The organism is Mesorhizobium sp. LjRoot246 (assembly GCF_964254115.1).
In the GTDB taxonomy this organism is placed as follows: Bacteria; Pseudomonadota; Alphaproteobacteria; order Rhizobiales; family Rhizobiaceae; genus Mesorhizobium.
The window spans coordinates 1,757,495-1,782,056 of sequence record NZ_CAXUSN020000001.1; the positions used below are offsets into that span (position 1 = coordinate 1,757,495).

The window sequence follows — 24,562 nt, forward strand, 5'->3', positions numbered from 1 at the left end:
CTGCGGCGGGAGACGTTTCCGTAGTTGCGGCAACACTGCACGTCAATACGCTGTGAGTCGCTCAAATCGGTTCAGTCCGAACTGGAAGCGTTTCCTCGCCCCCAGCGCGGCGTCGCGGCGGGTGGGTCGGGGATCAGCGGTTCCGTGGCAACCGGCGGTTGGTTGGGAGCGGTGGGCGCGATGTCCTCGTCGGCGCCGGCAAACAGCGGCACGCCGCGGCTGCGCAGGACGAGCACAAGAACGGCTCCGGCGATGATGCCGCCAATATGGCAGGCCCAGGAGATCTGGTCCTCGCCGCCGGCGGCAAACATCACCAGCTGGAACAGCACCCATAGGATGAGCGGGATGAAGGCCGGTATGCGCAGCGGGATACGGGCAAAGGCCAGCACCCAGACCTTTACCCTGGGATAAAGGATCAGATAGGCGACGACCACGCCGGCAATGGCGCCGGACGCGCCGATCAGCGGCACCTGCGAATCCCAGGCGATGAGGCCCTGGAAGGCGGCTCCAGCGATCGCGCACAACAGGTAGAAAACGAGGTAGCGGATGTGGCCGAGCGCGTCCTCGACATTGTCGCCGAACACCCACAGGAACAGCATGTTGCCGCCGAGGTGGAAGATGTCGGCATGCAGGAAGGAATAGGTGAGGTAGCTCAGGCTTTCGGGAATGACGATAAAGCGGGGGTCGAGCTCGGCTGTGTCATGGACGACCGAGGGGATGAAACCGAGGCCAAGCACGGCGGCATTGGAGAAACTCTCGCCGCCGAGAGAGGTGGCGAGGTAGACCAGCGCATTGACCACGATCAGCCCGATCGTCACATATTGCAGGCGGATGTGCCGCAGCCTGTTGGTGTCATAAAGCGGGATGAACATGCCCCAGGCCCTCTTCCGCTTTCGACAATCAGCGGTTCTTGCCGGGAACCCATAGCACGTCGGCGTTTCCGTTGTCATTGACCGCCCGGGCGGCGACAAACAGGAAATCCGAGACGCGGTTGATGTATTTCAGCCCGTCGCGGTTGACTTGTTCGCGCGGATCCTGGGCCAATGCCACCATCAGCCGTTCGGCCCGCCGGGCCACGGTGCGGGCAAGGTGAAGTGCCGCCGCCGCCGGTGTGCCGCCATTGAGCACGAAGGATTTGAGCGGCTGAAGCTGCTTGTTGAGCAGGTCGATATCCTTCTCGACCCGGTCGGTCTGCACGGCGATGATGCGAAGCGGCTCATAGCCGAGCGGCTTGCCGTCGTCGGGCACGGCGAGATCGGCACCGAGGTCGAACAGATCGTTCTGGATGCGGGAAAGCATGGCGTCGATCGCAGGATGGGTCGCGGCCGTATGGACCCTGGCAATGCCGATGCAGGCATTGGCCTCGTCGACCGTGCCGTAGGCGTCCACCCGCAGGTCGGATTTCAGCCGCCTCTCGCCGGTGCCGAGACCCGTGGTGCCATCATCGCCGGTGCGGGTGTAGATCTTGTTGAGCTTGACCATTTCGCCTTCCCGGCCGCCGATATCCTCACTTGCGGGTGAAATACACCGCCAGCAGGATCAGCACCAGCGCCACGGCCTGCAGCATCACGCGTGCCTGCATCAGCTTGTTCGAGGTGACGCCTGAACCGCCGCGCATCATGTTGATGAGGCCACGAACAAGCACGATCGCCACCGCGACCATGACCAGAATGGCGAGAATGTTGAAGACGGTTGCCATTGTTGCGTTCCAGTTGTTTGGTGTTCAGGCGCGTTTGGCCATCAGGCGGTAAAGTATCGATGCCGGCAGGATGCGTTTGAGCGCTGCGCCGACCTTGGCCGGCACTGTTACCACATAGTGCGGGCGCGGGCGCCGTGACAGAAGTGCATGGCGCAGCGCCGCGTGAACCACTTCCGGCCCTGGCTTCAAGGCCGATTGGCTGCCGCCTGCCCGCAGCCGTTCCAGTTGCGCCGCATAGTCCGCGCGGTGCACGGAATTCTCATGGTCGATATTGCTGAGAAACCAGGGCAGGCCATTGCTGGCGATCTTCGACTTCACCGGTCCTGGCTCGATCAGCGAGACATGGACGCCGCTGCCTGCCAGTTCCTGGCGCTGGCACAGCATCAGGGCCTCCAGGGCGTGTTTCGACGCCGAATAGGCGCCGCGAAAGCGTACCGGCACCAGACCAAGGATCGACGAGCAGTGAACGATGCGGCCGTGACCCTGGCGGCGCATCACCGGCACCAGCCGGCTGGTCAAATCATGCCAGCCGAAGAAATTCGCCTCGAATTGATGCTTGAGCGCCGCAATGGGCAGATCCTCGACGGCGCCGGGCTGAGCGTAGGCGCCGTTGTTGAACAGGGCGTCCAGCGTGCCGTCGGTGCGATCGAGCACCGCCGCCACCAGCGTGGCGATGGAATCCGGCTCGCAATAATCGAGATAGAAGGCTTCGATACCGTCGGCTTCGAGTGCGGCGATGTCCTGCGGTTTGCGCGCCGTCGCGAACACCCGCCAGCCTTCCGCCTTCAACGCGCGGGCGCAGTACGCGCCTATTCCAGACGATGCGCCAGTGACGATGATCGAGCGCAACTCTTGCGCCGAACTGTTCGTGGTTTCGCCAAGGGTTGCCATTTGCCGCAATCCCTTCCCATATTCCTGGCGTGGAGACAATTGGAGGGCGCGGTTCTTGTTGCGGAAGATCGTAGCCCTCAAGCGGGTCCTCTACGACGCGCTTGGCCATTTCAACACCGATGACGGCTGGGCTATGGCCAGCCATCTGGCGATCACATCGCTGATGGCGCTGTTCCCGTTCCTGATCTTCGCGACGACGCTGGCGAGCTTCCTCGGCGCGCAGGCGTTCTCCGACACGGCCGTGCATCTGGTCTTCGACACCTGGCCCGAACAGATCGCCAAGCCGATCGCGCGCGAAGTGCTCAATGTGCTGACCGTCAGGCGCACCGACCTTTTGACCTATGGCGTGCTGCTTGCCGCCTACTTTGCCTCGAACGGCATCGAGGCGCTGCGCACCTCGCTCAACCGCGCCTATCGCGTTTCGGAAACGCGAGGCATCATCTACCGCCGGGTGCAGAGCATCATCTTCGTTCTCATCGCCACGGCCGGTTTCCTGGCGATCAGCGTGCTCCTGGTGTTCGCGCCGCTGCTGGCGCGGCTCGCCGAAGCCCATATCGACTGGATCAAGCCCTATATGGGCACGATCACGCTGTGGCGTTACGTCATCGCCTCGGCGGTCATTGTCGGCGGGTTGTTTGCCGTGCATTTCTGGCTGCCGGCGGGCAAGCGCCGCTTCGTCTCGCTGGTACCGGGCATCGTCTTCACGCTGGCGGCATGGCTCATTGGTTCGACCCTCTTCGCCACCTATCTCGATCACTTCTCGTCCTATGTGACGACTTATGCCGGCCTGGCCTCGATCATGATCGCCGTGGTTTTCCTCTACATGGTCTCGGCGATCTTCATCCTCGGCGGCGAACTCAATGCCGCGATCAGCCGCTATCTTGAGGCACGTGCCCGGGTCGGATGAGTCGAGGCTGGACGGATAGAGGAATTGAGGAATTGAAGAACTGGAGAACTGGAGAAAAAGCGGCCATATCTGGCGCTGTGTGTTTTTTCTCCTCAATTCCTCAATTCCTCAATTCCTCAGTTCCTCAGTTCCTCAGTTCTACAATTCCTCCCTTGTTCGGCCGGGCGGTTGCCAGGCCGACGCCGAATGTCGTGATCGCCATGCCGACAATCTGCAGCGCGTTGAGTTGCTCGTCGAACAAGGCCCAGGCGATGAGGGCCGTCACCGCGGGCACCAGGTAGAACAGCGAGGCGACTTTCGACATCTCGCCGTCGCGGATCATCACCATCAAAAGGAAGATGGCGCCGAGCGACAGCACCAGCACCAGCCAGGCCATGGCGAAGATCAGTTCGCCATTGATGACGACCCTGTGCGTCTCGAAGGCCAGCGCGGCCAGGATCATCAGCGAGGCGCCGCCGACATATTGCCACATGGTCGCCGCGACCAGGTCGCCGCCTGAGGCGAAGCGCTTCTGCCAGATGGTGCCGGCGCTCATGCCGAGCACCGAGACCAGCGAGGCGGTCAGCGTCGCCACTGTTACGCCGCCGCCCAGCGCGCCGAGCTTCGGCCACAATACGATGACGATGCCGATAAGGCCGATGCCAAGGCCAAGCCAATGGCGCGGCAGGATCGCCTCGCCGAGAAACTTGCCGGCGAGCACCGCCGTGATCAGCGGCTGCAGGCCGACGATGAGGGCTGAAAAGCCAGCCGGCATGCCCCTGTGGATGGCCCAGAAGACGGCACCGAGATAGACGCCGTGCATCAGGATACCGGCGCCGGTGGCATGCAGCGCCTCCTCGCGGGTGGCTCTTTTCGAACCCAGCACAAGCATCAGGACGGCCAGCAGGATCGCGGCGATGACGAAACGCGCTGCAAGGAAGGTGAACGGCTCCGCCCACGGCATGGCGTAGCGCGCGCCGATGAAGCCGGTCGCCCACAGGACGACGAAGGTGGCGGGGATGAACCGCTTGATGCTTTGCATGTTCCGGAGACCGCCGCACTGGAGAGAATTGACCGTGGCGATGCTCTAATCCCGTTCAACCCGGCACGCAAAACGAAACCGTTGATCCATGCATCACCGGAATTCAACGCCCGGCGCATCTGGCAGGTGGCTTGTCTGGTCTCGCCGGGCTCAAAGCCCGACCATCCGCCTGACGTCGGCAGGCGACACGCCGGCATGGCGCAAGGCGGCAAGGCCGGTATCGCCCAGGCTCTTTGACAGCTTTCGCCCGTCGGGTCCGAGAATAAGACGATGATGGAAATAGGCCGGTTGCGGCAGCCCCAGGAGTTCCTGCAGCAGGCGCTGGACGCTGGTGGCGGAAAACAGATCCTGCCCGCGCACGACGTGGCTGACGCCTTGCAGCGCATCGTCCATGACGACGGCGAGATGGTAGCTGGTCGGGATGTCGCGACGCGCCACGATCACGTCGCCCCAGTCCCGTGGGTGGGCTTCGACGGAGCGCGTCGCGGAAAGCGCCTCGTCGGAATACTCCGTCCAGGACAGGTCCTTGCCGACACGCGCCATGGCGGCATCGACATCCAGCCGCCAGGCGAAGGGCACATTCTCGGCGATCCGCCGCTGGCGTTCTTTCACCGGCAGCGCCTTGTCGGCGGCGGGGTAGAGCGGCACGCCGTCGGGATCGCGCGGCCAGTCGCGTCCGCGCTTTTCGCTGCCGGTGATGAAGGCGCGGATCTCGCCACGGCTCATGAAGGCGGGATAGACGAGTTCTTGCCGGATCAGCCGCTCGAGCACCGTCTCGTATTCGGCGAAATGCTCGGATTGGCGGCGCACCGGCTCTTCCCAGCCAAGCCCCAGCCATTTCAGGTCGGCAAGCACGCCGGCTTCGAATTGCGGCGTGCAGCGCGTCGTGTCGATGTCCTCGATGCGCAGCAGCAGCCGGCCGCCTGCCTGTGCCGCCAGCTTCTGGTTGAGCAGTGCCGAATAAGCGTGGCCGAGATGCAGGTCGCCGTTGGGGCTAGGCGCGAAGCGGAATGTCAGGAGTGTCATGTCTCGGGCGGCAATCATGTTTTGCGGCGCTTCGCCAATTGCTACCTTGTCGACGGTCAAGGAACAAGAAAGCATGCAGCGTATCGTGACATCGGACGACATTGCACGGGGGCTCGATGCGCTTTGCGTGATCGACCCGCGCCTGGAAAAGGTGCGCGGCATGGCCGGCGACGTGCCGCTGCGGCTCTCCGAGCCGGGATTCAGGAGCCTGGCCTCGATTGTCGTCTCACAGCAAGTGTCTCGCGCCAGCGCCGATGCGATCTTCGGCCGGCTGACCAAGCTCGTCGATCCGCTGACGCCGCAGGCGATCCTTGCCGCCGGCGAGGACATGTTTCGCGAGGCCGGCCTGTCGCGGCCGAAGCAGCGCGGCCTGATCGCTGTTGCCCAGGCGGTAGATGACGGCCTCGACCTGCATCACCTCTGTTCGCTCGATGCCCAGGAGGCGATCACGACGCTGACGGCGGTGTCCGGCATCGGCCCATGGACGGCGGAAGTGTATCTTTTGTTTGCGGCCGGACACCCCGACATCTTCCCCGCACGCGACGTCGCGCTGCAGAGCGCGGTCGGCCACGCACTCGGTATCGAGCCACGTCCGCCGGAGAAAACACTGATCGCATTGGCCGAATCATGGAGCCCGTGGCGAGGTGTCGCATCGCGGCTTTTCTGGTCCTATTATCGCGAAACCAGGGGGCGGGACGCCGCGCCGCCGGCCTGAATTCGCAAAAAATCATAAAAATCATGCATTTTTGGCGCTTCAGCGACGCGACAATCCGCTTCACATCCCTGTCATGTCGGGCTTACAGTATCCACGCCGTTCGGGTCTAGAACCAAGGAGGTAAACACGTGACGGTTGCCGTATCTCCGGATGGGCTCCCAGCACTGGTGCTGAATGCGGATTACCGTCCGCTCAGCTATTACCCCCTGTCGCTCTGGTCGTGGCAGGATGCCATCAAGGCGGTGTTCCTCGACCGGGTGAACATCGTCGCCGAATACGAGCACGCCGTCTCCTCGCCGACCTTCTCGATGAAGCTGCCGAGCGTGGTCAGCCTGAAGGCCTATGTGAAGCCGTCCAGGCACCCGGCCTTTACCCGCTTCAACGTCTTCCTGCGCGATCGCTTCCAGTGCCAGTATTGCGGCACGCCGGAGGATCTGACCTTCGATCACGTCATTCCCCGTCATCGCGGCGGTGCGACGACATGGGAGAATGTCGTTGCCGCCTGCTCGCCCTGCAATCTGAGGAAGGGCGGCATGATGCCGGCGCATGCCAAGATGTGGCCGCTGCAGAAGCCCTACCAGCCGACCGTGCACGATTTGCACAACAATGGTCGCCTGTTCCCGCCCAACCATCTGCATGAGAGCTGGATGGATTATCTCTACTGGGATGTCGAACTCGAACCCTGAGATCGTTCGAGAATTCGGGAGGCTGGCCGTCTGGAGCGACTGTCTGCGCACCGGCCTTCGCCGGCTGAAGCGCTTATGCGTGGTCCTGGCAGTCAAGGCTACGGCCGGCGTAGGCCGGTGCTCACGGACCTACCAGACCATGATAATCTGACACTCCCCGATATCGGACCATCTCGGTCCCGCTCACTTATCAGCGGCTTCGCGCTTAGGGACCGGCTTCCCCCACTCCGTCGCTGCTTCGCAGCGCCACCTCTCCCCCCTCCGGAGGGAGAGGAAGAGAGCCTGTTGGAGGAGCGTTGGCTAGAATAAGTTCGCGCCCTTCCTCTACCCCGTCGATCGGGGGAGAGGTGGCTCGGCGAAGCCGAGACGGAGTGGGGGTCGACCTGGTTCGGACGCCGAAAGCCACGCCATGCGACTCAGCCTGCTGAATTTTTGCTCGAACTCTGCGTCGCGCTGGTTCAGTCGCGCGTGAAAGCGGCTCGGAAGGCGACGGCGGCGAGGACAAGGCTGGCGATGGCGTTCCAGCCGGCCAGCGACAGGCCGAGGATGCGCAGTGCCGCCTTGTCGCAGGATGGCGGCACGAATTTGTCGAGCGCGTCGAGCACGCCCTTGCCGCCGGTGTCGACCGGTCCGGCGCCGGCGGTGCAATCGGTCGGGCCGGCCCACCACTGCCATTCGACGCCGGAGTGGTAGACGCCGAGATAGAGGCCATAGAGCATCAAGAGGCCGCCGACGGCCAACAGGCCGCGCGTCAGCCATGCCGGCGCGTGCAGCATCGATGCAATCGCCGCCAGCACCATCAGCGGTACGCCGATATAATAGGGCGTGCGCTGTTCGAGGCAGAGGTGGCAAGGGATGTAGCCGCCGAGATACTGGAAGCCGAGCGCCGAGCCGACGGTGGCGGCCATGGCGACCGCGAGGAACAGAGCCGTCAGCGTCCGCTGGCGTCCGGTGTCGGCACTCATGGTCGCTGTCATTTCAATCGGCTCCGTCCGGCTCGCAATGGCTGTGTTCAGAACGCGTATTTGACCAGGATATAGAGCAAAATCAGGGCAGCCGCGCCGCCGCCGGCGATCAGGCCGAGGCGCTTTTCGATGAACTCGCGGATCGGCTCGCCATAGCGGCGCAGCAGCCAGGCCAGCAGCAGGAAGCGGCCGCCGCGCGCCACGATAGCCAGCACGATGAACAGCAGCAAATTGACGCCGATGACGCCGGACAGGATCGTCACCACCTTGATCGGCGGCAGATGGGCGGCACCCGAAGTGACCAGCATCAGGATGATGAAGCCGACCCCGGAAGAGACGCGCAGCGCTTCGAACTCGTCATATTTGCCGTAGAATTCAAGGATCGGCCTCGCCACCGCGTCATAGGCGTAGTGGCCGATGAACCAGCCGGCGATGCCGCCCAGCACCGAAGCGACGGTGGCGATCAGCGCATAGCGGTAGGCGCGATCCGGCCGCGACAGCGCCATCGGCAGATAGAGCACGTCGGCCGGCACCAGGAACACCGAGCTTTCGACGAAGGCGATGAAGGCCAGCCACCATTCGGCGGATTTGCGGGCCGCCAGCGACAAGGTCCAGTCGTAAAGTCCGCGAAGCATCGGCACTCCTAATGCGTGTCGCCCAAAAATGCACAGCGGTTTCGGGACAGAACCAAAGACCCAAAGCGCGCCATCCATCCTGTCAGGCGCGCAGCACTTCGATGCGCCGCCTGTCTAGAAAGATTTTCCACGCTGCACAATGGCAGCCCCGTCACGAAATCGAAAGGCGCAGTTTGGTCGCATCCCGGGGGCGGCAACAATTGGCCAGTTGACGAACAGGCCTCCAACCGTATAGTCCCGCGCCATCCAGGCCGCCCGGCCTGAGCCCCTATGGCGGAATTGGTAGACGCGCTCGACTCAAAATCGAGTTCCGCAAGGAGTGCTGGTTCGATTCCGGCTAGGGGCACCACCCTTCGCTCTTCGAGCTTCGGGTGGCAAGCCACTCGAAGAGCGAGGGAGTGTCCTCCGAAGCCTTGGCGAAGGAGGGCGATATGCTTCAGCAACGCGATCAAGACGCTTTGCGCGTCACGGTGGAGTCGCCGTCGTTGGCCGCGCTAAGCGCGCCGGTTGCCAGCAATTCGTCGAATGCCCGTTCGAGATCGGCACCGTCATCGGCTGCCGGTCCGCTGTGCCGGTCCTGGCGTGTCAGCGTTTCCAGCCTGTGGTGAAGCTCGCGGTTCTCATCGCGGCAACGGGCATGCGCGAGTTCGTCGGTCATGCCGCGCAAGCGGAGATCGGCGAGTTGAACCTTCACCGCGGCACAGTCCCTTTGCGCCGCGTCGCGCTCCTCACGTAATTTCGCGATCTCGGCTTCGGGGCGCCAATGCCCGGCAGCTTCCCCGGCGCGTTGCCCGACATGGCTCAGCGGTGCGCGGACCACGGCTTGATCGACAAGCAGAGCGGTGGCGCGGTGCTGGAGCGAACGCAACTCCCTTTCGAGTTCCACCGCCCGCTGCCGCGCGGCGGCGGCGCAATCCTCGAGAACGCCGCGCTCATGCTCGACCGTGGACAGCCGCGCCTGCAGGTCTTGCTGCACCGCCATCTGCCGAGACAGTTTACCGGTCGGTCGCCCATTGAGGAGTTCGTAATCCGCGACCCTGGAATGAAGCAGCATGGCGGCCTGTTCCAAATCGGCGAGCCGCGATGCAACTTTCTCACGCGCGTGCTCGGCGGCTTGCCTGGCCATGATCTCATCGCAAAGTTGCTCCGAGATTCGCGCCAGGTTCCGGCCCAGACACTCGACCTCGACATTCGCCTTCAGCAACCGCGCTTCACGCTGGTTGGCGTGCCTGTCGGCCTCTGCAATGGCCTGCCGGGTCCTGTTGCGTTCGACCTGCAGGTCGGCGATGGCCGCGCTCGCGATCGATAGCTCGCGCGATTTTCGCTCAAGCTCTTTCGAGGTGCGATCGTGCAAGCGTTTGAGCTTGGCCACCTCCTCTTGCAATTCCCATTTCTCGGTATCGGGAGCGTCGCTATGGCGCGTTTGCGCATCGAGCCTGGCAGAATAGTCCTGCACGGAGGACCATGCGTGACGCGACAGCCCGTCCTCCACGCCTTTCAAATGGGCGGCCAAGTCATCGCCGGCCCGCAGAATCGACTGATAGCTGGACAAGGGGGAGGAAGCGCGGCCGGTCCCGGCCTGGCTTGAGTCCATCGAACCAAGGGAAGCAGCCGGCGTGTCCGGCTGGGCCAATCTGGTCACGGGCTCCCCTTCGAAGAGAGGCGAAGCCTGACGCGTGGCGGCTCGGATGCTCCGGATCAGTTCTTCGAACGCGTCATCGTCGCCCTTTCGGACAACGGCGCTACCCTCCGCACTGATGTGCCGGGCGCCGTTGGCCTCATGATTCAGCGACATTTTTCTCTCATCGCGGACCGAATCACTAGACTATCGCGGATCAGGAACAAGATTGCGAGTAGATCTTGACTGCCCACTGAAAATTTGCTGCTGGAAATCTCGCCTTTCCATGAGCAGAGGTTAATATTATCGTTTACTATTCTCCATCACCTCTATCAATCATCCAAATCCTGCCGCGAAAATATGCCGTTTCGAGGAACCGCACCCTGCCTGCCTCAGCGCCGTCGCAGCAAGCTCTTCATTCGATTGCGCAGCAGGCGGGCCATGTTGCGGGTTTCGCGGTAGAGGTGCAGCTGTGAGGCCGCTTGCCGGGTGAGGCGGTCGGCGTCCGGCGTCAGGCCGATCACCAGCGTGCCCATCGGCTTGCGCTCGGCCCATAGCCGGCTCATCACCGGATGATCGGGCACGGCGCAGGAATCGGTCATCATGATGTTGGGATCGTCGAGATGCTGCCTGGTCACCTCGATCATCAGCAGCGTGCCGGGCGAATAGGAGGCCAGCGTTTCGTCATAGGCGGTCTTCCAGGTATAGGCGACGCCGGCTTCGACGAAGACGATCAGGCAGGCGATGGTGCGGCCGTCGAGCGTCAGCGAGTGGATGCGGCACATGTCCTGCTCGGCCAGCCGGTGCACGGCCTCGCGAGCGAAGGCGGCGCGGAAACGGTCGATCGCCATGGCGGTGCGTTCGCGGCCCTTCCAGCCGGCCGCCTCCAGCGTCAGGAAGCCTTCGATGGCGTGGCGGATGTCTTCAGGCCCGCGCGCCACGACATGCTCAAGCTTGCCGAGGTCGCTAAGACGCCGCTTCAGGCGGCGGAACTCGCGATAATGGTGCGAACGCAGCGAGGCCTTCAGATAGTCATCGCCATCCAGCTCGCTCTCCAGCGCCGGGCGCTGGGTCTGACCGGTGGTGACCAGCATCAGGCCGCGCGTCTCGGCCACGGTGGCAAACAGGCTCGCCACCGGCCCGTCGAGCCGGATATCGGGCAGGACGAACACTTTCGGCAGCTTGAGATGCGGGCGCGACAGCATCGAGAAGAAATCCTCGACGACGCCGACCGGATCGTCGCGGTCGACCAGCGGCGTGCCAAGCGGACCGAACGGGCTCGACCATGTGCGCATCACCGGAACGCCGAGCGGCACCACAGGCCGTTCCACTGAGATCGGCACCAGAAGGCGCAGCCGGTTGCGGTATTCGTCGCCGTCGCGGATGACCGCCAGCCGCACCTCGCGATCCTCCAGCCGCGGCATGGCCGGCGCCAGGAAGCGCGGGTTGAAGAACACGTTGGGCTCGACCGTGCGGGCGCAGAGATAATCCAGCTCCTCGACCAGGTCGAAGCCGGCCGATGCCGGGTAGATGGCGAGTTTGCGCTCGGGCCGGTTGTTGGCAAGGATTTCGATATGGGCGGGATCGGCGTCGCGGGTCAGCCCGGCAAGGCCGGACACCATGGCGCCGGCGGTGCCGCCGCTGGTTTCCTCAAGCAACGGGATGGCGGCCATCACGCGGCTCCTTTCGCGGGCACGAAGATGAGCATGACGATGCCGAGCTTGCGCCACACCGTAAAGGACAGCGCGCTGGCTTCGAAGATCATGGCAAAGGCGGTGGCCATGGCCGCGCCCCACAGGCCGAACAGCGGAATCAGCACCACGTTGAGGCCGATGTTGAAGGCCAGCGTCATGGCATAGACGGCGGCGCAGATGTTCTGGTTGCCGCTCATCGTCAGCAGGCTTTCGCAGGGGCCGACGGCGGCCCGCGCCACGACGCCGAAGACGAGCAGGAACAGCAGCGGATAGCCTGATGTGAATTCAGGGCCGAACAGCACCAGCATCGGCTCGCCCAGCGCCAGCACCAGCAGCGCCATCACCAGCGAGGGCCAGAACGTCCACGACACAGTCTCGCGGGCAAAGGCGGCGAGCCTTTGCGGGTCGCCATGGGTGAACTGCGCATAGCGCTGGGCAACGCCGGCCTTGACGGCGAAATAGACGAAATGCACCAGCGCCAGCGTTTTCACCGTGGCGAAATAGACGGCGACATCGTTGGGATCCATATAGGCGCCGACCATCAGCACGTCGGCATTGGTGAGCAGGAAGAAGAAGCTCTCGACCAGGAAGATCGGCAGCGAGACGACGAACCATTGCGCGAAATGGACTTTCATCGGCCCGGCCGGAATCTGCCTTTCCATACGCTGGGTGACACCGATGAGCTGACCCAGCGTTGTGGCGTAGGTGGCGGCGATCGAGGCGAAGATCGCCGTTTTTGCGTCGGGGGCATAGCCGGCCAGCAGCATCAGCGCCATGAACAGCAGGATCAGCACCGGCCGCACCAGATAGGTCGGCGACAGGGCAAACAGCGCCCAGCTGTTGGCGCGTGCCAGTCCCGACAGGAGATCGGACATGGCGATCATCGGCAGGCAGATGACGCCGAGGATGAACGGGATCACATAGTAGTTTTCGATCCACGGTGCCGCCAGCCAGACGCCGAGCGCGCCGAGCCCGGCAATCAGCGTGGAGGCGATCAGCACGAACAGGCGGCTGGCCAGCACGATGCCGCGCAGCTCGTCCATCAGGCCGCGCTCGCGGTATTCGGGAATGAAGCGGATGACCGAAGTGTGGAAGCCGAGGCAGGCGAGGTTGCCGACGATGACCATCGTCACCCAGACGAGGACGAAAATGCCGTATTCGAACGAGCCCATCCAGCGCGCCATCAGCACCTGGCTGATGAAGGCGATGACGGCGCTGACGATGCGGATGGAGAAGGCGATGACCGACATGCGGCCGGCCTCGCCGCGCTCGTCGGCGGTGAACAGCACGGCATCGATGCGGCCAAGCAACGGCCCCATGCGCAGCGCCAAACGCTGCGGCAAGAACCGCCCGGCTGTCGTGGCCGCGGAAAAGCGCACCCCGATTTCTCTCCGTTTTCCGCTTCTTTTCGGGGTTCTGTGTAGCGGAGACACATTAAGAAACGGTTGGGTGGGGAGCGCCCTTCGCCCCGTCCCTATACGGGGAGAAGGTGCCGGCAGGCGGATGAGGGGCGGCGGAGGGGTCGTCACGCATTCCAAGGACGAATATGTCCGCTACGAAGGCAAAAAGACCGTCCACACGAACACCGTCGAAGGCTTCTATTCGATCCTCAAGCGCGGCATGAAGGGGGTTTATCAGCATTGCGGCGAGCATCATTTGCACCGCTATCTGGCAGAGTTCGACTTCCGCTATTCGAACCGTTCGGCCATGGGCATTGAAGACAACGTTCGTTCGCTCATTGCCCTGAAGGGCGCCGCCGGTAAACGCCTGAACTACCGATCAGCTCCTTGAGGGAAAGCGGCTGCACTATCGTAGACCAGTGCAGCTTGCACTGCCGCGGTTCCCCAAACGGAACAAACGTAAGTAGCGACAGCAGCAGCATTTTTTTTGCACTCGAAACGCGTTTGCGAGTGGTTTAGAGTTCGGCCATGTCCGACCAGATGAGCTTCGATCTTCGGTTTCCCGTGGAAACAATCGTCCAGTTGTGGACGCCGGATGAAATTTACGACCGCATCGGGCCGGCCAACGTGCTGACTTTTGTGGAAGATCGCCGCGTCGAACGCAAAGGGATTAACACTCAGCCCAAGACGCTATCGGAATATCTGTCCATGTGGTCGAACACCCAACCGCATGGAGGAATCATCATTGTCGGCGTTGATGACGCGGGGAAAATCGAAGGGTGCAGTTCGCTGTCACCATCGCGACGGAACGATCTAGAAAGCCTGACTTCGCTTTGCCCGGACGCCAGATGGGTTTGTAAGCACGTGCCCGTTAAAAACAAGCGAGGGGACGACGACTTCGTGCTTGTCTATCGGGTCTCCTACCGGGCCGATAAGCTTGTAGAAACCAGCAGCGGCGAGGCGTTCATAAGAGAGGGCGACAAGAAAATTCGGATCACTGAGGCTCTTAAGAGAGAGCTTAGAATCTCCAAAGGCGAGATTCACTATGAGCTTGAGCCGGTGAACCTAAAGTACCCAGATGAATTCGACTTGGTAGAGATAAATAAGTTCTGCCAAGCGTTCTTCACAAATCGCCGATTTCAATCCGAGAAAGGGCGAGAAGAGCTTCTGGAGCTTGCCAAGCTTGGCAAGCGAACAGGAACCGGCTTTCAACCGAATTTGGCTTGCGCCCTGCTATTTGCATCGGATCCACGCACGGAAATACCTGGCGCCCGCATACGTGTGATCAGATACGAAGGGAATCAGGAGCGGTTCGGCACCGAGCTAAATTCAGTCTTCAGTACGTTCGTTGACGGGAATATTGCAAAGCTCCTGTTCGCCGCTCGCCCCGTCATCTCGTCCCAACTGCGGTCTTTCCAACATTTTGCCAGCGCTGGGCGGCTTCTGATGCGACCGGAATATCCAGAGGAAGCTTGGTTCGAAGCAGTGGTTAATGCGGTCGCGCACCGCTCCTATAATCTGAAGACGCAAAATATCTTTGTGAAGATTTTTGATGATCGTTTCGTTGTGGAGAGCCCCGGCGGCTTCGTTCCGCCCACAACGGCATCAACCGTTTATGATGCACACAATCCTCGCAATCCCTTTTTGATGGAGGCGATGATGCATCTCGAACTGACTTTTTGCGGCTATGAAGGCACAAGGCGCATGAGGCGCGCCATGGAAGTCGCTAAACTACCAGAGCCTAGGTTCCGGCAGATCGAAGGGCACGCGCACCATGTCCACGTCACGCTAGAAAATGACGTGGTCTCGCGAAAGGCGTTTGTATCCAAGGAGCTGTTTAACCAAATATCAGACACCGAATTCATGGGCCTTAGCACGGAAGAAAAGCAAATTCTTACGTTCCTTGGAACTCAAAACGAAATCAACATCACAAGTGCCGCTTTGGTCACCAACAAGTCATGGCCGACCGCTAGCAAGCTGATCGCAGGGTTGGTCGAGAAGGGCTTTATTGAATTCCAAAACAAACGAGGACGGAAGCATGACTCAACCAAAACATACCGATTCAAGCCCCGCCCAGTCCCAAGTCGATAAATTCCGCGAGGCGGCTCGCGAACTGGAAACCGACCAGTCAGAGGAAGCCTTTGACCGTGTGCTGAAGAAGGTGATCAAGGACGCGCATCCGAGAGAGAAGGGTTCTGTCCCGGCGTCGAGCAAGAAAAGTTCTAGTGCCACCACCAAGCGGCGATAATTGCCCCGATGCCTGCCGCAATGCTCGCCCATCCAAATAGGCGTGTGAAAAATATTTCTCGGCGAATCTTTGCGGCGGCCGCCTTTAGTAGCGGCTCACTTGCTTTGAATTTGTTGTAAATCTTGACTAGTTCGCCCAGATCATCAGCCTCGATGACAGCATATATCTTGTCCCGATTTTTCCGGTCCTCACGAGATTCGGCGATGAGATCGCAAACAGCGCCGAGCCGGTGAACAAGGGCTGTAAATTCGGGAAAATACTGAAGGACAACGTCTGCGCCCAGTTTCTGGACGGCTAAGTCCATCACTGCAGTCATTTTCGAGGTTGCGGCATCGATTGCATCATGTCGGGCGCGGCAGCAATCAAAATAAGCATCCTGCAAGTGCTTCTCTGCGGCTGTAGGGTCATCTAGGTCAAAAGCCTCGACCACTCGGCGAGCCCCGTACCGAAGCTCGTAGATAGCAGGATTGACAATTTCTTTGTTGACTTGCTCGGCAAGCTTGATGGCCTTTTCCGCCCGGTTCCATTCGGAGCGAACTTTGGCGAAGGCGACAGCAATTTTGTCAGGCGCCTTCGCCATCATTCGGGGCAGGCCATAGTCTTACGGGTTAACTTTCCTAACCGCCTTGCGGAGATTGCTAATATGTTTATCCGCTTCTCTCGACTGTTTGTCGAGTTGCCTGCGATTTATATACCAACCATTTTGCGCAAAAATGCTACCTCGCGACTGCCGCTTTATAATGCGGTCAGTCGACTCTACTTCGGCGCGGTCATAGTCGCGCAGGGTCAGGTAGTCGATAAGCATGTTGACTTTGTTCTTTACGTGTTCGATTCGGAAGGCGCGGCCCACTAGCATCACTCCCGTGCGCTGTCAAGCGCAGCTATCCCTGGTTACCATTTGCTCACGGTACAACGCGTTCAGCAAGGGAAAGTTTCAACTTTTTAACATTATCGTTTATTTTCAAATGATTAGCTACTGTTTCACCTGAAACATTCAGGGAACGCCTCCTGTGGATAACGTTGTAAATGTGAGTAACAGACTCGAATCGCTTGACAACTAAACTATCCCAGAGGATCCAGGTCTCCTTTCGGGGCCGGAACGAACCGCCTAGCGCTTTGGCGGCCCTTGATAGAGATACCGGATTGGCAAAGCTATGAGAGCGCATGAAATTGCGACGAGTAGAAACCAATAGGTGAACGGGTCTTGGATCCGATCAAGGTCAAGCCAGCCGCCGCCGTGCCTTGGGATAGTGGCTTTCCCGGTCCATAGCCAGAAGCCAACGAACCCACCTCCAACAAGTACCTGTGCGATCAAAACACCCTTGAGGACCGCGTCCGCAGTTTTACTTCTTTCGGCCACCGATGTCCCCATGTAAGCGGCTCAAAGCGTACTCACGGAGCATGGCTTGTCAAATATCCGCAGGCGAGGTCGGCCAATCTAATCAGCGCCGCCCCTCATCCGCCCTTCGGGCACCTTCTCCCCGTGAACGGGGAGAAGGAAAGCGCCGCGCTCTTTAGGCAAACGCGCCGTGGCAGTGCTTGTACTTCTTCCCCGAGCCGCAGGGGCAGGCTTCGTTGCGGCCGACTTTGCCCCAGGTGGCCTGGTTGTTGGGGTCGCGGTCCTCGGGGGCGACGATGGCGGTTGTCTCCGGGCGGACCAGGAGGGCGGTCTCGCCGCCGTCAAAATCGTTCTCGCCGGTGGTGCCGTCGATGTGGGTGCCGAACATGTCGGGGGCTTCCGGAGGCGGTGCTTCGGCGGCCTGGCGGACCAGTTCGACGCGCATCAGCTGCGCGGTGACGGCCTGGCGCAGATTGCCAAGCATCGCCTGGAACAGCTCGAACGCCTCGCCCTTGTACTCCTGCAGCGGGTCGCGCTGGGCGTAGCCGCGGAAGCCGACGACCGAACGCAGGTGGTCGAGGTTGACGATGTGCTCGCGCCACAGATGGTCGAGCGTCTGCAGCACAACCGAGCGTTCGACATAGCTCATCACCTCGGGGCCGAAGCGCTCGGCGCGCTCCTTGGCGGCGGCTTCGGCGGCCTGCGCGATGCGCTCGCGGATGTCGTCCTCGGCGATGCCCTCTTCCTTGGCCCAGTCCTCGATCGGCAGGTCGAGATTGAGGAATTCGGCGACCTCGGCTTTCAGCCCGGCGACATCCCACTGTTCGGCATAGGCGTTTTCGGGAATGGCCTTGGCGACGATCTCGTCGATGACGCCCTCGCGCATCTCGCCAATGGTCTCAGAGAGGCCTTCGCCGTCCATCAGCTCGATGCGCTGCTCGAACACCACCTTGCGCTGGTCGTTGGAGACGTCGTCATATTTCAAAAGGTTCTTGCGTATGTCGAAGTTGCGCGCCTCGACCTTTTTCTGCGCCTTTTCCAGCGCCTTGTTGATCCACGGATGGATGATCGCCTCGTCTTCCTTGAGGCCGAGCTTCTGCAGCATGCCGTCCATGCGCTCGGAGCCGAAGATGCGCATCAGATCGTCCTGCAGCGACAGGAAGAATTTCGAGCGGCCGGGGTCGCCCTGGCGGCCTGAACGGCCTCTGAGCTGGTTGTCGATGCGGCGCGATTCGTGTCGCTCGGTGGCCAGCACATAGAGGCCGCCGGCGGCCAGAGCCTTTTCCTTCAGGCGCTCGACGTCGGCATTGATTTCCTTTTCCCGCGCCTCGCGCTCGGGTCCGGCAGGCATGTCGCCGAGTTCGTCTTCAATGCGCATCTCGGCATTGCCGCCAAGCTTGATGTCGGTGCCGCGGCCGGCCATGTTGGTGGCGATGGTGATGGCGCCCGGCTTGCCGGCCTGGGCGACGATCGCCGCCTCTCGCTCGTGGTGGCGGGCGTTCAGAACTTCGAAATCCTTGAAGCCTTCCTTGCGCAGGCGCTCGGCCAGCTGCTCGGATTTTTCGATGGAGGTGGTGCCGACCAGCGTCGGCTGGCCCTTGGCGCTGGCTTCGCGGATCTCCCTGACGATCGCCTTGTATTTCTCCTCGACCGTCCGGTAGACCTCGTCGTCCTCGTCGATGCGGACGACCGGCAGGTTGGTCGGGATCTCGGTGACTTCGAGGCCGTAGATGTTGCCGAATTCCTCGGCCTCGGTCAGCGCCGTGCCGGTCATGCCGGAAAGCTTCTTGTAGAGGCGGAAGTAGTTCTGGAAGGTGACGGAGGCCAGCGTCTGGTTCTCCGGCTGGATCGCCACATGCTCCTTGGCTTCGAGTGCCTGGTGCAGACCTTCCGAATAGCGGCGGCCTGGCATCATGCGGCCGGTGAACTCGTCGATGATGACGATCTCGCCGTTGCGCACGATGTAGTCCTTGTCCTTCTGGAACAGCCGGTGCGCCTTCAGCGCATTGTTGACGTGGTGGACGATGGCGACGTTCTCGACGTCGTAGAGCGACTCGCCCTTCAGCAGGTCGGCGTCGCGCAAAAGGTTCTCGAGCTTCTCGGTGCCTTCCTCGGTGAAGATCGAGGTCTTCTGCTTCTCGTCGATCTCATAATCCGGCGGCTGCAGCTGGATGATGAAGGTGTCGATGGTGTTGTACATTTCCGAACGGTCCTCGAGCGGGCCGGAAATGATCAGCGGCGTGCGCGCCTCGTCGACCAGGATGGAGTCGACCTCGTCGACGATCGCGTAATTGTGACCGCGCTGCACCATCTGGTTGCGCTCGTACTTCATGTTGTCGCGCAGATAGTCGAAGCCGAGCTCGTTGTTGGTGGCGTAGGTGACGTCGGAGGCGTAGGCGACGCGGCGCTCCTCGTCGGACAGGCCATGGACGATGACGCCGACCGAGAGGCCGAGGAATTTGTAGACGCGGCCCATCCATTCGGAGTCGCGGGTGGCGAGATAGTCGTTGACGGTGACGACGTGGACGCCGTTGCCGGCGAGCGCGTTGAGGTAGACCGGCAGCGTCGCGACCAGGGTCTTGCCCTCGCCGGTGCGCATTTCGGCAATGCCGCCATTGTGCAGCACCATGCCGCCGATCAACTGGACGTCGAAGGGCCGCATGCCGAGCACGCGGCGGGCTGCCTCGCGGGCAGTGGCAAAGGCCGGCACCAAAAGGTCGTCGAGCGTGGCGCCGTTGGCGATGTCCTGGCGGAATTTCGCGGTGCGGCCGACCAACTCCTCGTCGGAGAGCGCCCGCATCTCGTTTTCCATGGCGTTGATCGCCTCGACACGGGGCCGGGTCGATTTGACCCGGCGGTCGTTGGAGGAACCGAAAACCTTACGGGCGAGACCGCCGAGACTGACCATCCAATGGTCCTTTCGATAGTATTCTCAATCTTGCGATGAGCGCCGGCCGGCCCCATCAAATCCACGTGAACGCACCGCCTGAACACGGGCAAACACAAAAAGCGCCCGGAAAACGGTTCTGGACGCAAAGTCGTTGGACAGATAAGAGGGGGCTCAACTGATGTCAACGCCGCGCTGGCCCTGCCGGTCGCGCCAAATTCCGCCACAATCTGGCTGATCTGGAAACCTTCCCGCCCTCATGATCCCTTACCGGAGTCGCTTTATGTCCTTGTTGTTCCGCCGTGCGTCGCTCGCCAGCCTTGGCCTGGCATTCGGCCTGTCGGCCCTTCCGCTGTCGCCGCTGATGGCGCAAGAAGCCGCTCCCGCCCCGGCGGCCGCGGCAGCACCGGCTGCAGCACCGGTAGATCCGAATACTGTGATCGCGACGATCAATGGCCAGCCCTTGACCGAAGCCGATCTGGTGCTTGCCGAAGGCGAGCTGTCGCAGCAGTTCGCGCAGCTGCCGCCCGAGCAGCGTCGTGCCGCGGCGCTTTCGGCGGCCATCGAGATCCGCGTCATGGCCGCCCAGGCGGTCACCACAGGGCTCGACAAGGATCCTGACTTCCAGCGCCGCATGGCCTTCCTGCAGCAACGCGCTCTGCATGGCGAGATGGTCGAGAAGGGCGTCGTCGAAAAGGTCACCGATGCCGAGGTCCGCGCCCGCTACGACCAGGAAATCGCCAACACGCCGCCCACCAACGAGGTGCATGCCCGTCACATCCTCGTGAAGACGAAGGAAGAGGCCGAGGCGATCATCAAGCAGCTCGACGGCGGCGCCGACTTCCAGAAGCTCGCCAACGAGCACACCAGCGATCCCTCGGGCAAGACCAGCGGCGGCGATCTCGGCTGGTTCGGACCCGGGCAGATGGTGCCGGAGTTCGACAAGGCAGCCTTCGCGCTCGAGGTCGGCAAATACACCAAGCAGCCGGTGCAGTCGCAGTTCGGCTGGCATGTCATCAAGCTCGAGGACAAGCGCACCAAGCAGCCGCCGGCCTTCGACGACGTCAAGGACCAGGCCAAGCAGGCGGTCATCCGCGACAAGTATTTCGCGCTGGTCAAGTCGCTTCGCGCCGGCGCCAAGGTCGAGATACCGGATGCGAATTTGAAGAAGGCGGTCGATACGCTGGAAAGCGCCAAGTAGGCCTGAAGGAATTTTTTGGAAAGGGGCGCGGCAGCCAAGGGTTGCCGCGCCCTTTTTTGTTGGCCGTGTCTTACTTGCCGGGCGCTGCTATGCCGCGCATCACGTAGCTGACTGCCTTGCGTATCGTCGCTTCGTCCTCGTCGAGCCGGTTGGTCAACAGGTGCCTCCAGGCGAAGGAGGCGATCAGGTCGGCGACAACAGCTGAATCGATTTCGGCTGGGATTTCGCCCCTAGTCTTGGCGCGGTCGACCATCTGGCCAGTATGGGAAAGTCGGCCCAGCGCATAGTCGGCAAGGGCCGCGGCAGCGGTCTCGTCCGACTGCGCCTCGGCGATCAGCGACCTGAACACGCTGCCCGACGATGTCTCGCGCCAGTGGGCGAACAGGTTTTTCACGAAGCCGACGAGATCCTCCTCCAGCCGCCCGGTATCGGGAACGTCGACGCGCTTCTGGCGCTGATAGACTTCGAGCAGCAAGGCCGCCTTGCTCGGCCACCAGCGATAGATGGTGGGTTTGCCGGCGCGGGCGCGGCGCGCTACCGCCTCGATCGAGAAACCGGCATAACCGGCCTCGACCAGCACGGCCTCGGCGGCTTCGAGAATGGCATCGGCGCTGTCGGGGTTGCGTCGCGCACCGATTGATCTGCGCGCTGGATCGGCGTCCGCGGCCATTTTTGTCGTCCTCGCCAAACAACTTCGCCGGCAATATAGGTGACCCGACGCTCAAACGAAACGGCGCGTTTTCAAGCCGGAGGCTGGTGATGGTCGCGGTTCTTTTGGAGCCTTTGCCGGCGTCTTGGTTGGCGAAGCCCCAAACGCAAAACCCGCCTGTGCGGCGGGTTCACTGGCGCAAATCAGCACCATAGACAAATTTGTAGCATAGCTGCCGTCACCGAGTCAAGAAAAAATTCCTATCGGCATGAAGGGCGACCGGCAAAGACTGCCCGACAATGCCGGACTGGCAGTCGGATGATGTCTACTGCATCGCTTGCGATGTCTCGGCCTCGATGCGCCAGCTACCGTCGGCCTTGACCAGCCCAAGCGTGACGCGTGCCTTGCCGGTCAGCCGTGCCGCCGACTTGTCCTTCGGCAGATAGTCGTAGCGCATCGCAAAGACGGCCTCGGCACGGTCCTCGCCATGCGGGATGACCTCCAGGCTGCCCGGTTCCAGGCCAAGCGACCAGGAGGCCCATTGCGCGAACCAGTCGGTCTTGACCTTGACGATGGCATCGGCGTCGTAATGGGTGCCGAAAATGGTGGCGGACGAACCGTAGAGCCGCTTGACGGTCTCGCCCATCGCCTTGGTGTCCGGTGTTAGGTAATCCTGGCGCAGGAAGTTTTCGATCGATCCCTTGTCGTCCCCCACCGAGCGCTCTAGTACGGCAACTTCGGTCGCGGGCGCCGGCGCGGCGGCCGGCTGCTGCGGCTCTGCAGGCTGTCCGTCCGAGACGAATTCGAAGCGTTCGAGGAGCGAGCCCTGTTCCCAGGGGCGCTGCGCCTCGCGCGTTTGCGAAACCACGTCGCGGCGCACCGCGATCATCATGTCGTTGATGCTCTGGCCGGGTTCGGCAATGTGACGCAGCAGGGCGGCGGCAAAGGGCGAATTGCGCCCGCTTCCGTCCATGGCGACGGCACCCGGCGCCGTCGAGAAGGCAATGAACGAGCCGCGCGTCGAATCGAATTGCGCCAGCCCCGCCAGCGCCGTCGCCGAGCGGGTGGTGGCGGTGCGGCTCAGGCTGCGGGCGAACGGGTTGTTGCGGCAGGCATCGAGAAACACCAGGCTGACCTTGGTCTGCTGTTCCATGATGTCGAGGACTTCGTCGATCGGCACCGCTTCGAGCTGCAGCTTCACCGGCACGTCCAGCCTGGCGTCGACCGGCACGATGTAGTTGCGCCCCTCGACCTGCAGGCCGTGGCCGGCGTAGTAGAAAAGCCCGACGCCGGCGCCTTCGAGCGCATCGGAGAACTCGCCGATGCCGCGCTCAAGTTCGCGCTTGCCGAGATCATTGCCTTCGATGACCTCGAAGCCGATGGAGCGCAGCTTGTCGGCGATGTCGAGGGCGTCATTCACCGGATTGGCCAGCGTGCCGGCTTCGGCGTAAGTGCCGTTGCCGATGACAAGCGCCACGCGCCGTTGCGGCTGCGCATCCGCGCCCAGCAGCAAAAGTCCCAGAAATGCCCATGCCAGGATCGCAAGCCTGCCCATGGGACGGGATCATAACGCTATCGGCCCGGACGACGCCAACAGATTTGAGATGCAGGCTTAATCCCGAGTGGTCTCCCGCGCCCCGCAAGAGCGACGAAAACGCCCTTGCGCCGACGCGGCGTATCGGGCAAACCGGCCTTCCCTTGCGATTTTCCCGCCCGAGGCTCCCATGTCCACGACGATTTCGCCGCTTGCGCCGAAGAAATACCCCAAGATGCCTGTCATCGAGGGGGTGCGCATCGCCACCGCCGAAGCCGGGATAAAGTACAAGAACCGCACCGACCTTTTGACCATGGTCTTCGATGAAGGCACGGCGGTCGCCGGCGTGTTCACGAAATCGAAATGCCCTTCGGCGCCGGTCGATTTCTGCCGGCAGAATCTCGGTGCCGGCAAGGCGCGGGTGCTGGTCGTCAATTCCGGCAACGCCAACGCCTTCACCGGCAAGAAGGGCCGCGAGTCCACCGCCCTGACGGGCGAGGCGGCGGCGAAGGCCGCCGGCTGCAAGGCAAGTGAGGTTTTCCTGGCCTCGACCGGCGTCATCGGCGAGCCGCTCGACACCAGCAAGTTCAGCCACCTGCTGGCGGGGCTGGTCAGCAACGGCAAGCCTGAGCTGTGGACCGAAGCGGCAAAGGCGATCATGACCACGGACACCTATCCGAAAGTGGCGACCGCGACCGTCAAGCTCGGCGATACCGACGTCACCATCAACGGCATCTCCAAGGGCGCCGGCATGATCGCGCCCGACATGGCAACGATGCTCTCCTTCATCGCCACCGACGCGCCGATCGCCGCCCCCGTCCTGCAGGACCTGTTGTCGCGCGGCACGGCCAAGACGTTCAACGCGGTCACCGTCGACAGCGACACCTCGACCAGCGACACGCTGCTGATCTTCGCGACCGGCAAGGCCGCCAGGCGCGGCGCGCCCGAGATAACCGACCCCAAGGATGCGCGTCTCGGCGCGTTTCGCCGGGCACTCGGCAAGGTGCTGAAATCGCTGGCGCTGCAAGTGGTGCGCGACGGCGAGGGCGCCCGCAAGCAGGTCGAAGTCACCGTCACCGGCGCCAAATCGGCGCGTTCGGCCAAGCGCATCGCGCTGTCGATCGCCAATTCGCCGTTGGTCAAGACGGCGGTCGCCGGCGAGGATGCCAATTGGGGACGCGTCGTCATGGCCGTCGGCAAGGCTGGCGAGCCCGCCGATCGCGACCGGCTGTCGATCTGGTTCGGCGACAACAGGCTGGCGCATGAGGGCGAGCGCGACCCCGGTTATTCCGAGCAAGCGACGTCGGCCTACATGAAGCGCGACGACATCCGCATCCGCGCCGACATCGGCATCGGCCGCGGCAAGGCGACGGTGTGGACCTGCGATCTGACCAAGGAATATGTCGCCATCAATGGCGACTATCGGAGCTGACGGTTTTGAACTCCA

Annotated in this window: 22 protein-coding genes, 1 tRNA gene and 1 pseudogene; 9 read left to right on the forward strand and 15 right to left on the reverse strand. The window is 62.2% G+C overall.

Features of this window, described 5'->3' with window-relative positions; all coding sequences use genetic code 11:
• Positions 1 to 71: 71 nt before the first annotated feature.
• The 4 genes from ACSQ3L_RS08430 to ACSQ3L_RS08445 are packed head-to-tail and all read right to left on the reverse strand — an operon-like array spanning position 72 to position 2,590.
• The gene (locus ACSQ3L_RS08430; RefSeq protein ID WP_436159526.1) at positions 72 to 872 is read right to left on the reverse strand and encodes a rhomboid family intramembrane serine protease; all 801 of its coding nucleotides are present in this window, start codon (positions 870 to 872) and stop codon (positions 72 to 74) included.
• A 28-nt stretch (positions 873 to 900) separates the two neighbouring features.
• The gene (locus tag ACSQ3L_RS08435) at positions 901 to 1,482 is read right to left on the reverse strand and encodes a cob(I)yrinic acid a,c-diamide adenosyltransferase (protein ID WP_436159527.1); all 582 of its coding nucleotides are present in this window, start codon (positions 1,480 to 1,482) and stop codon (positions 901 to 903) included.
• A 25-nt stretch (positions 1,483 to 1,507) separates the two neighbouring features.
• Positions 1,508 to 1,699 (reverse strand): twin transmembrane helix small protein, encoded by a 192-nt coding sequence (locus tag ACSQ3L_RS08440; RefSeq protein WP_292177974.1) that lies wholly within the window; start codon positions 1,697 to 1,699, stop codon positions 1,508 to 1,510.
• A 24-nt stretch (positions 1,700 to 1,723) separates the two neighbouring features.
• Complete coding sequence (locus ACSQ3L_RS08445) at positions 1,724 to 2,590, reverse strand: SDR family oxidoreductase (RefSeq protein ID WP_436159528.1); 867 nt, start codon at positions 2,588 to 2,590, stop codon at positions 1,724 to 1,726.
• A gap of 55 nt (positions 2,591 to 2,645) precedes the next feature.
• Between ACSQ3L_RS08445 and ACSQ3L_RS08450 the strand changes: the two genes are divergently transcribed.
• On the forward strand, positions 2,646 to 3,497 hold the full coding sequence (locus ACSQ3L_RS08450) for a YihY/virulence factor BrkB family protein (protein WP_436159529.1): 852 nt from the start codon (positions 2,646 to 2,648) through the stop codon (positions 3,495 to 3,497).
• Between the two features lie 124 nt (positions 3,498 to 3,621).
• On the opposite strand, the gene ACSQ3L_RS08455 is transcribed toward ACSQ3L_RS08450, so the two are convergent.
• Entirely contained in the window at positions 3,622 to 4,518 is an 897-nt protein-coding gene (locus ACSQ3L_RS08455) for a DMT family transporter (RefSeq protein WP_436159530.1), read from the reverse strand.
• A 150-nt stretch (positions 4,519 to 4,668) separates the two neighbouring features.
• Positions 4,669 to 5,544: a tRNA glutamyl-Q(34) synthetase GluQRS gene (gluQRS, locus tag ACSQ3L_RS08460; RefSeq protein ID WP_436163399.1), complete on the reverse strand. Its 876-nt coding sequence runs from the start codon at positions 5,542 to 5,544 to the stop codon at positions 4,669 to 4,671.
• 73 nt (positions 5,545 to 5,617) lie between these two features.
• Here gluQRS and ACSQ3L_RS08465 point away from each other — a divergent pair, with 73 nt between their 5' ends.
• Both ACSQ3L_RS08465 and ACSQ3L_RS08470 read left to right on the forward strand, forming a co-directional pair.
• Entirely contained in the window at positions 5,618 to 6,259 is a 642-nt protein-coding gene (locus ACSQ3L_RS08465) for a DNA-3-methyladenine glycosylase family protein (protein WP_436159531.1), read from the forward strand.
• A 128-nt stretch (positions 6,260 to 6,387) separates the two neighbouring features.
• Positions 6,388 to 6,945, forward strand: a complete 558-nt coding sequence (locus tag ACSQ3L_RS08470) for an HNH endonuclease (RefSeq protein ID WP_008874122.1) — start codon at positions 6,388 to 6,390, stop codon at positions 6,943 to 6,945.
• Between the two features lie 458 nt (positions 6,946 to 7,403).
• Here ACSQ3L_RS08470 and ACSQ3L_RS08475 read toward each other — a convergent pair whose 3' ends face one another.
• Together ACSQ3L_RS08475 and ACSQ3L_RS08480 are read right to left on the reverse strand one after the other, a co-directional pair.
• The gene (locus tag ACSQ3L_RS08475; protein WP_436159532.1) at positions 7,404 to 7,922 is read right to left on the reverse strand and encodes a disulfide bond formation protein B; all 519 of its coding nucleotides are present in this window, start codon (positions 7,920 to 7,922) and stop codon (positions 7,404 to 7,406) included.
• Between the two features lie 35 nt (positions 7,923 to 7,957).
• Positions 7,958 to 8,545 carry a YqaA family protein gene (locus tag ACSQ3L_RS08480; RefSeq protein ID WP_436159533.1) on the reverse strand — a complete coding sequence of 196 codons (588 nt, stop codon included), beginning with the start codon at positions 8,543 to 8,545 and terminating at the stop codon, positions 7,958 to 7,960.
• A 264-nt stretch (positions 8,546 to 8,809) separates the two neighbouring features.
• Here ACSQ3L_RS08480 and ACSQ3L_RS08485 point away from each other — a divergent pair.
• Positions 8,810 to 8,894: transfer RNA gene (locus ACSQ3L_RS08485), tRNA-Leu, on the forward strand.
• A 99-nt stretch (positions 8,895 to 8,993) separates the two neighbouring features.
• Here the strand turns inward: ACSQ3L_RS08485 and ACSQ3L_RS08490 are convergent.
• The 3 genes from ACSQ3L_RS08490 to ACSQ3L_RS08500 all read right to left on the reverse strand — a co-directional run bounded on the left by ACSQ3L_RS08490 (position 8,994) and on the right by ACSQ3L_RS08500 (position 13,236).
• Positions 8,994 to 10,340: a hypothetical protein gene (locus tag ACSQ3L_RS08490; protein ID WP_436159534.1), complete on the reverse strand. Its 1,347-nt coding sequence runs from the start codon at positions 10,338 to 10,340 to the stop codon at positions 8,994 to 8,996.
• A gap of 215 nt (positions 10,341 to 10,555) precedes the next feature.
• Positions 10,556 to 11,836, reverse strand: coding sequence for a GNAT family N-acetyltransferase (locus ACSQ3L_RS08495; RefSeq protein WP_436159535.1), 1,281 nt, complete (start codon positions 11,834 to 11,836; stop codon positions 10,556 to 10,558).
• Positions 11,836 to 13,236 carry a lipopolysaccharide biosynthesis protein gene (locus tag ACSQ3L_RS08500; RefSeq protein WP_436159536.1) on the reverse strand — a complete coding sequence of 467 codons (1,401 nt, stop codon included), beginning with the start codon at positions 13,234 to 13,236 and terminating at the stop codon, positions 11,836 to 11,838. Before ACSQ3L_RS08500 ends, ACSQ3L_RS08495 begins: the two co-directional genes overlap by 1 nt.
• Before the next feature lie 145 nt (positions 13,237 to 13,381).
• Here ACSQ3L_RS08500 and ACSQ3L_RS08505 point away from each other — a divergent pair.
• Both ACSQ3L_RS08505 and ACSQ3L_RS08510 read left to right on the forward strand, forming a co-directional pair.
• Positions 13,382 to 13,648: pseudogene (locus ACSQ3L_RS08505) on the forward strand (transposase); the annotation flags it as partial.
• Between the two features lie 137 nt (positions 13,649 to 13,785).
• A complete protein-coding gene (locus ACSQ3L_RS08510; protein WP_436159537.1) occupies positions 13,786 to 15,348 on the forward strand; it encodes an ATP-binding protein in 1,563 nt (520 codons plus the stop codon).
• A 131-nt stretch (positions 15,349 to 15,479) separates the two neighbouring features.
• On the opposite strand, the gene ACSQ3L_RS08515 is transcribed toward ACSQ3L_RS08510, so the two are convergent.
• The gene (locus ACSQ3L_RS08515) at positions 15,480 to 16,088 is read right to left on the reverse strand and encodes a hypothetical protein (protein ID WP_436159538.1); all 609 of its coding nucleotides are present in this window, start codon (positions 16,086 to 16,088) and stop codon (positions 15,480 to 15,482) included.
• A 60-nt stretch (positions 16,089 to 16,148) separates the two neighbouring features.
• Between ACSQ3L_RS08515 and ACSQ3L_RS08520 the strand changes: the two genes are divergently transcribed.
• Positions 16,149 to 16,358 carry a hypothetical protein gene (locus ACSQ3L_RS08520; protein WP_436159539.1) on the forward strand — a complete coding sequence of 70 codons (210 nt, stop codon included), beginning with the start codon at positions 16,149 to 16,151 and terminating at the stop codon, positions 16,356 to 16,358.
• A 661-nt stretch (positions 16,359 to 17,019) separates the two neighbouring features.
• Here the strand turns inward: ACSQ3L_RS08520 and secA are convergent.
• Complete coding sequence (gene secA / locus ACSQ3L_RS08525) at positions 17,020 to 19,752, reverse strand: preprotein translocase subunit SecA (protein ID WP_436159540.1); 2,733 nt, start codon at positions 19,750 to 19,752, stop codon at positions 17,020 to 17,022.
• A 262-nt stretch (positions 19,753 to 20,014) separates the two neighbouring features.
• On the opposite strand from secA, the gene ACSQ3L_RS08530 reads away from it, so the two are divergent.
• Positions 20,015 to 20,932: a peptidylprolyl isomerase gene (locus ACSQ3L_RS08530; RefSeq protein ID WP_436159541.1), complete on the forward strand. Its 918-nt coding sequence runs from the start codon at positions 20,015 to 20,017 to the stop codon at positions 20,930 to 20,932.
• Positions 20,933 to 21,002: 70 nt separating this feature from the next.
• On the opposite strand, the gene ACSQ3L_RS08535 is transcribed toward ACSQ3L_RS08530, so the two are convergent.
• A complete protein-coding gene (locus tag ACSQ3L_RS08535) occupies positions 21,003 to 21,602 on the reverse strand; it encodes a TetR/AcrR family transcriptional regulator (RefSeq protein ID WP_436159542.1) in 600 nt (199 codons plus the stop codon).
• Between the two features lie 304 nt (positions 21,603 to 21,906).
• On the reverse strand, positions 21,907 to 23,136 hold the full coding sequence (locus ACSQ3L_RS08540) for a caspase family protein (protein ID WP_436159543.1): 1,230 nt from the start codon (positions 23,134 to 23,136) through the stop codon (positions 21,907 to 21,909).
• A gap of 169 nt (positions 23,137 to 23,305) precedes the next feature.
• Here ACSQ3L_RS08540 and argJ point away from each other — a divergent pair, with 169 nt between their 5' ends.
• Complete coding sequence (gene argJ, locus ACSQ3L_RS08545) at positions 23,306 to 24,547, forward strand: bifunctional glutamate N-acetyltransferase/amino-acid acetyltransferase ArgJ (protein ID WP_436159544.1); 1,242 nt, start codon at positions 23,306 to 23,308, stop codon at positions 24,545 to 24,547.
• The last annotated feature ends 15 nt before the right edge of the window (positions 24,548 to 24,562 follow it).

What these genes read in the sequence shown, in the direction of transcription:
- ACSQ3L_RS08430 (WP_436159526.1), bottom strand. Translation starts at nt 872, where the DNA reads ATGTTCATCCCGCTTTATGACACCAACAGGCTGCGGCACATCCGCCTG.
- ACSQ3L_RS08435 (WP_436159527.1), bottom strand. Translation starts at nt 1,482, where the DNA reads ATGGTCAAGCTCAACAAGATCTACACCCGCACCGGCGATGATGGCACC.
- ACSQ3L_RS08440 (WP_292177974.1), bottom strand. Translation starts at nt 1,699, where the DNA reads ATGGCAACCGTCTTCAACATTCTCGCCATTCTGGTCATGGTCGCGGTG.
- ACSQ3L_RS08445 (WP_436159528.1), bottom strand. Translation starts at nt 2,590, where the DNA reads ATGGCAACCCTTGGCGAAACCACGAACAGTTCGGCGCAAGAGTTGCGC.
- ACSQ3L_RS08455 (WP_436159530.1), bottom strand. Translation starts at nt 4,518, where the DNA reads ATGCAAAGCATCAAGCGGTTCATCCCCGCCACCTTCGTCGTCCTGTGG.
- gluQRS (WP_436163399.1), bottom strand. Translation starts at nt 5,544, where the DNA reads ATGACACTCCTGACATTCCGCTTCGCGCCTAGCCCCAACGGCGACCTG.
- ACSQ3L_RS08465 (WP_436159531.1), top strand. Translation starts at nt 5,618, where the DNA reads ATGCAGCGTATCGTGACATCGGACGACATTGCACGGGGGCTCGATGCG.
- ACSQ3L_RS08475 (WP_436159532.1), bottom strand. Translation starts at nt 7,922, where the DNA reads ATGACAGCGACCATGAGTGCCGACACCGGACGCCAGCGGACGCTGACG.
- ACSQ3L_RS08480 (WP_436159533.1), bottom strand. Translation starts at nt 8,545, where the DNA reads ATGCTTCGCGGACTTTACGACTGGACCTTGTCGCTGGCGGCCCGCAAA.
- ACSQ3L_RS08490 (WP_436159534.1), bottom strand. Translation starts at nt 10,340, where the DNA reads ATGTCGCTGAATCATGAGGCCAACGGCGCCCGGCACATCAGTGCGGAG.
- ACSQ3L_RS08495 (WP_436159535.1), bottom strand. Translation starts at nt 11,836, where the DNA reads ATGGCCGCCATCCCGTTGCTTGAGGAAACCAGCGGCGGCACCGCCGGC.
- ACSQ3L_RS08510 (WP_436159537.1), top strand. Translation starts at nt 13,786, where the DNA reads ATGTCCGACCAGATGAGCTTCGATCTTCGGTTTCCCGTGGAAACAATC.
- ACSQ3L_RS08515 (WP_436159538.1), bottom strand. Translation starts at nt 16,088, where the DNA reads ATGATGGCGAAGGCGCCTGACAAAATTGCTGTCGCCTTCGCCAAAGTT.
- ACSQ3L_RS08520 (WP_436159539.1), top strand. Translation starts at nt 16,149, where the DNA reads ATGTTTATCCGCTTCTCTCGACTGTTTGTCGAGTTGCCTGCGATTTAT.
- secA (WP_436159540.1), bottom strand. Translation starts at nt 19,752, where the DNA reads ATGGTCAGTCTCGGCGGTCTCGCCCGTAAGGTTTTCGGTTCCTCCAAC.
- ACSQ3L_RS08530 (WP_436159541.1), top strand. Translation starts at nt 20,015, where the DNA reads ATGTCCTTGTTGTTCCGCCGTGCGTCGCTCGCCAGCCTTGGCCTGGCA.
- ACSQ3L_RS08535 (WP_436159542.1), bottom strand. Translation starts at nt 21,602, where the DNA reads ATGGCCGCGGACGCCGATCCAGCGCGCAGATCAATCGGTGCGCGACGC.
- ACSQ3L_RS08540 (WP_436159543.1), bottom strand. Translation starts at nt 23,136, where the DNA reads ATGGGCAGGCTTGCGATCCTGGCATGGGCATTTCTGGGACTTTTGCTG.
- argJ (WP_436159544.1), top strand. Translation starts at nt 23,306, where the DNA reads ATGTCCACGACGATTTCGCCGCTTGCGCCGAAGAAATACCCCAAGATG.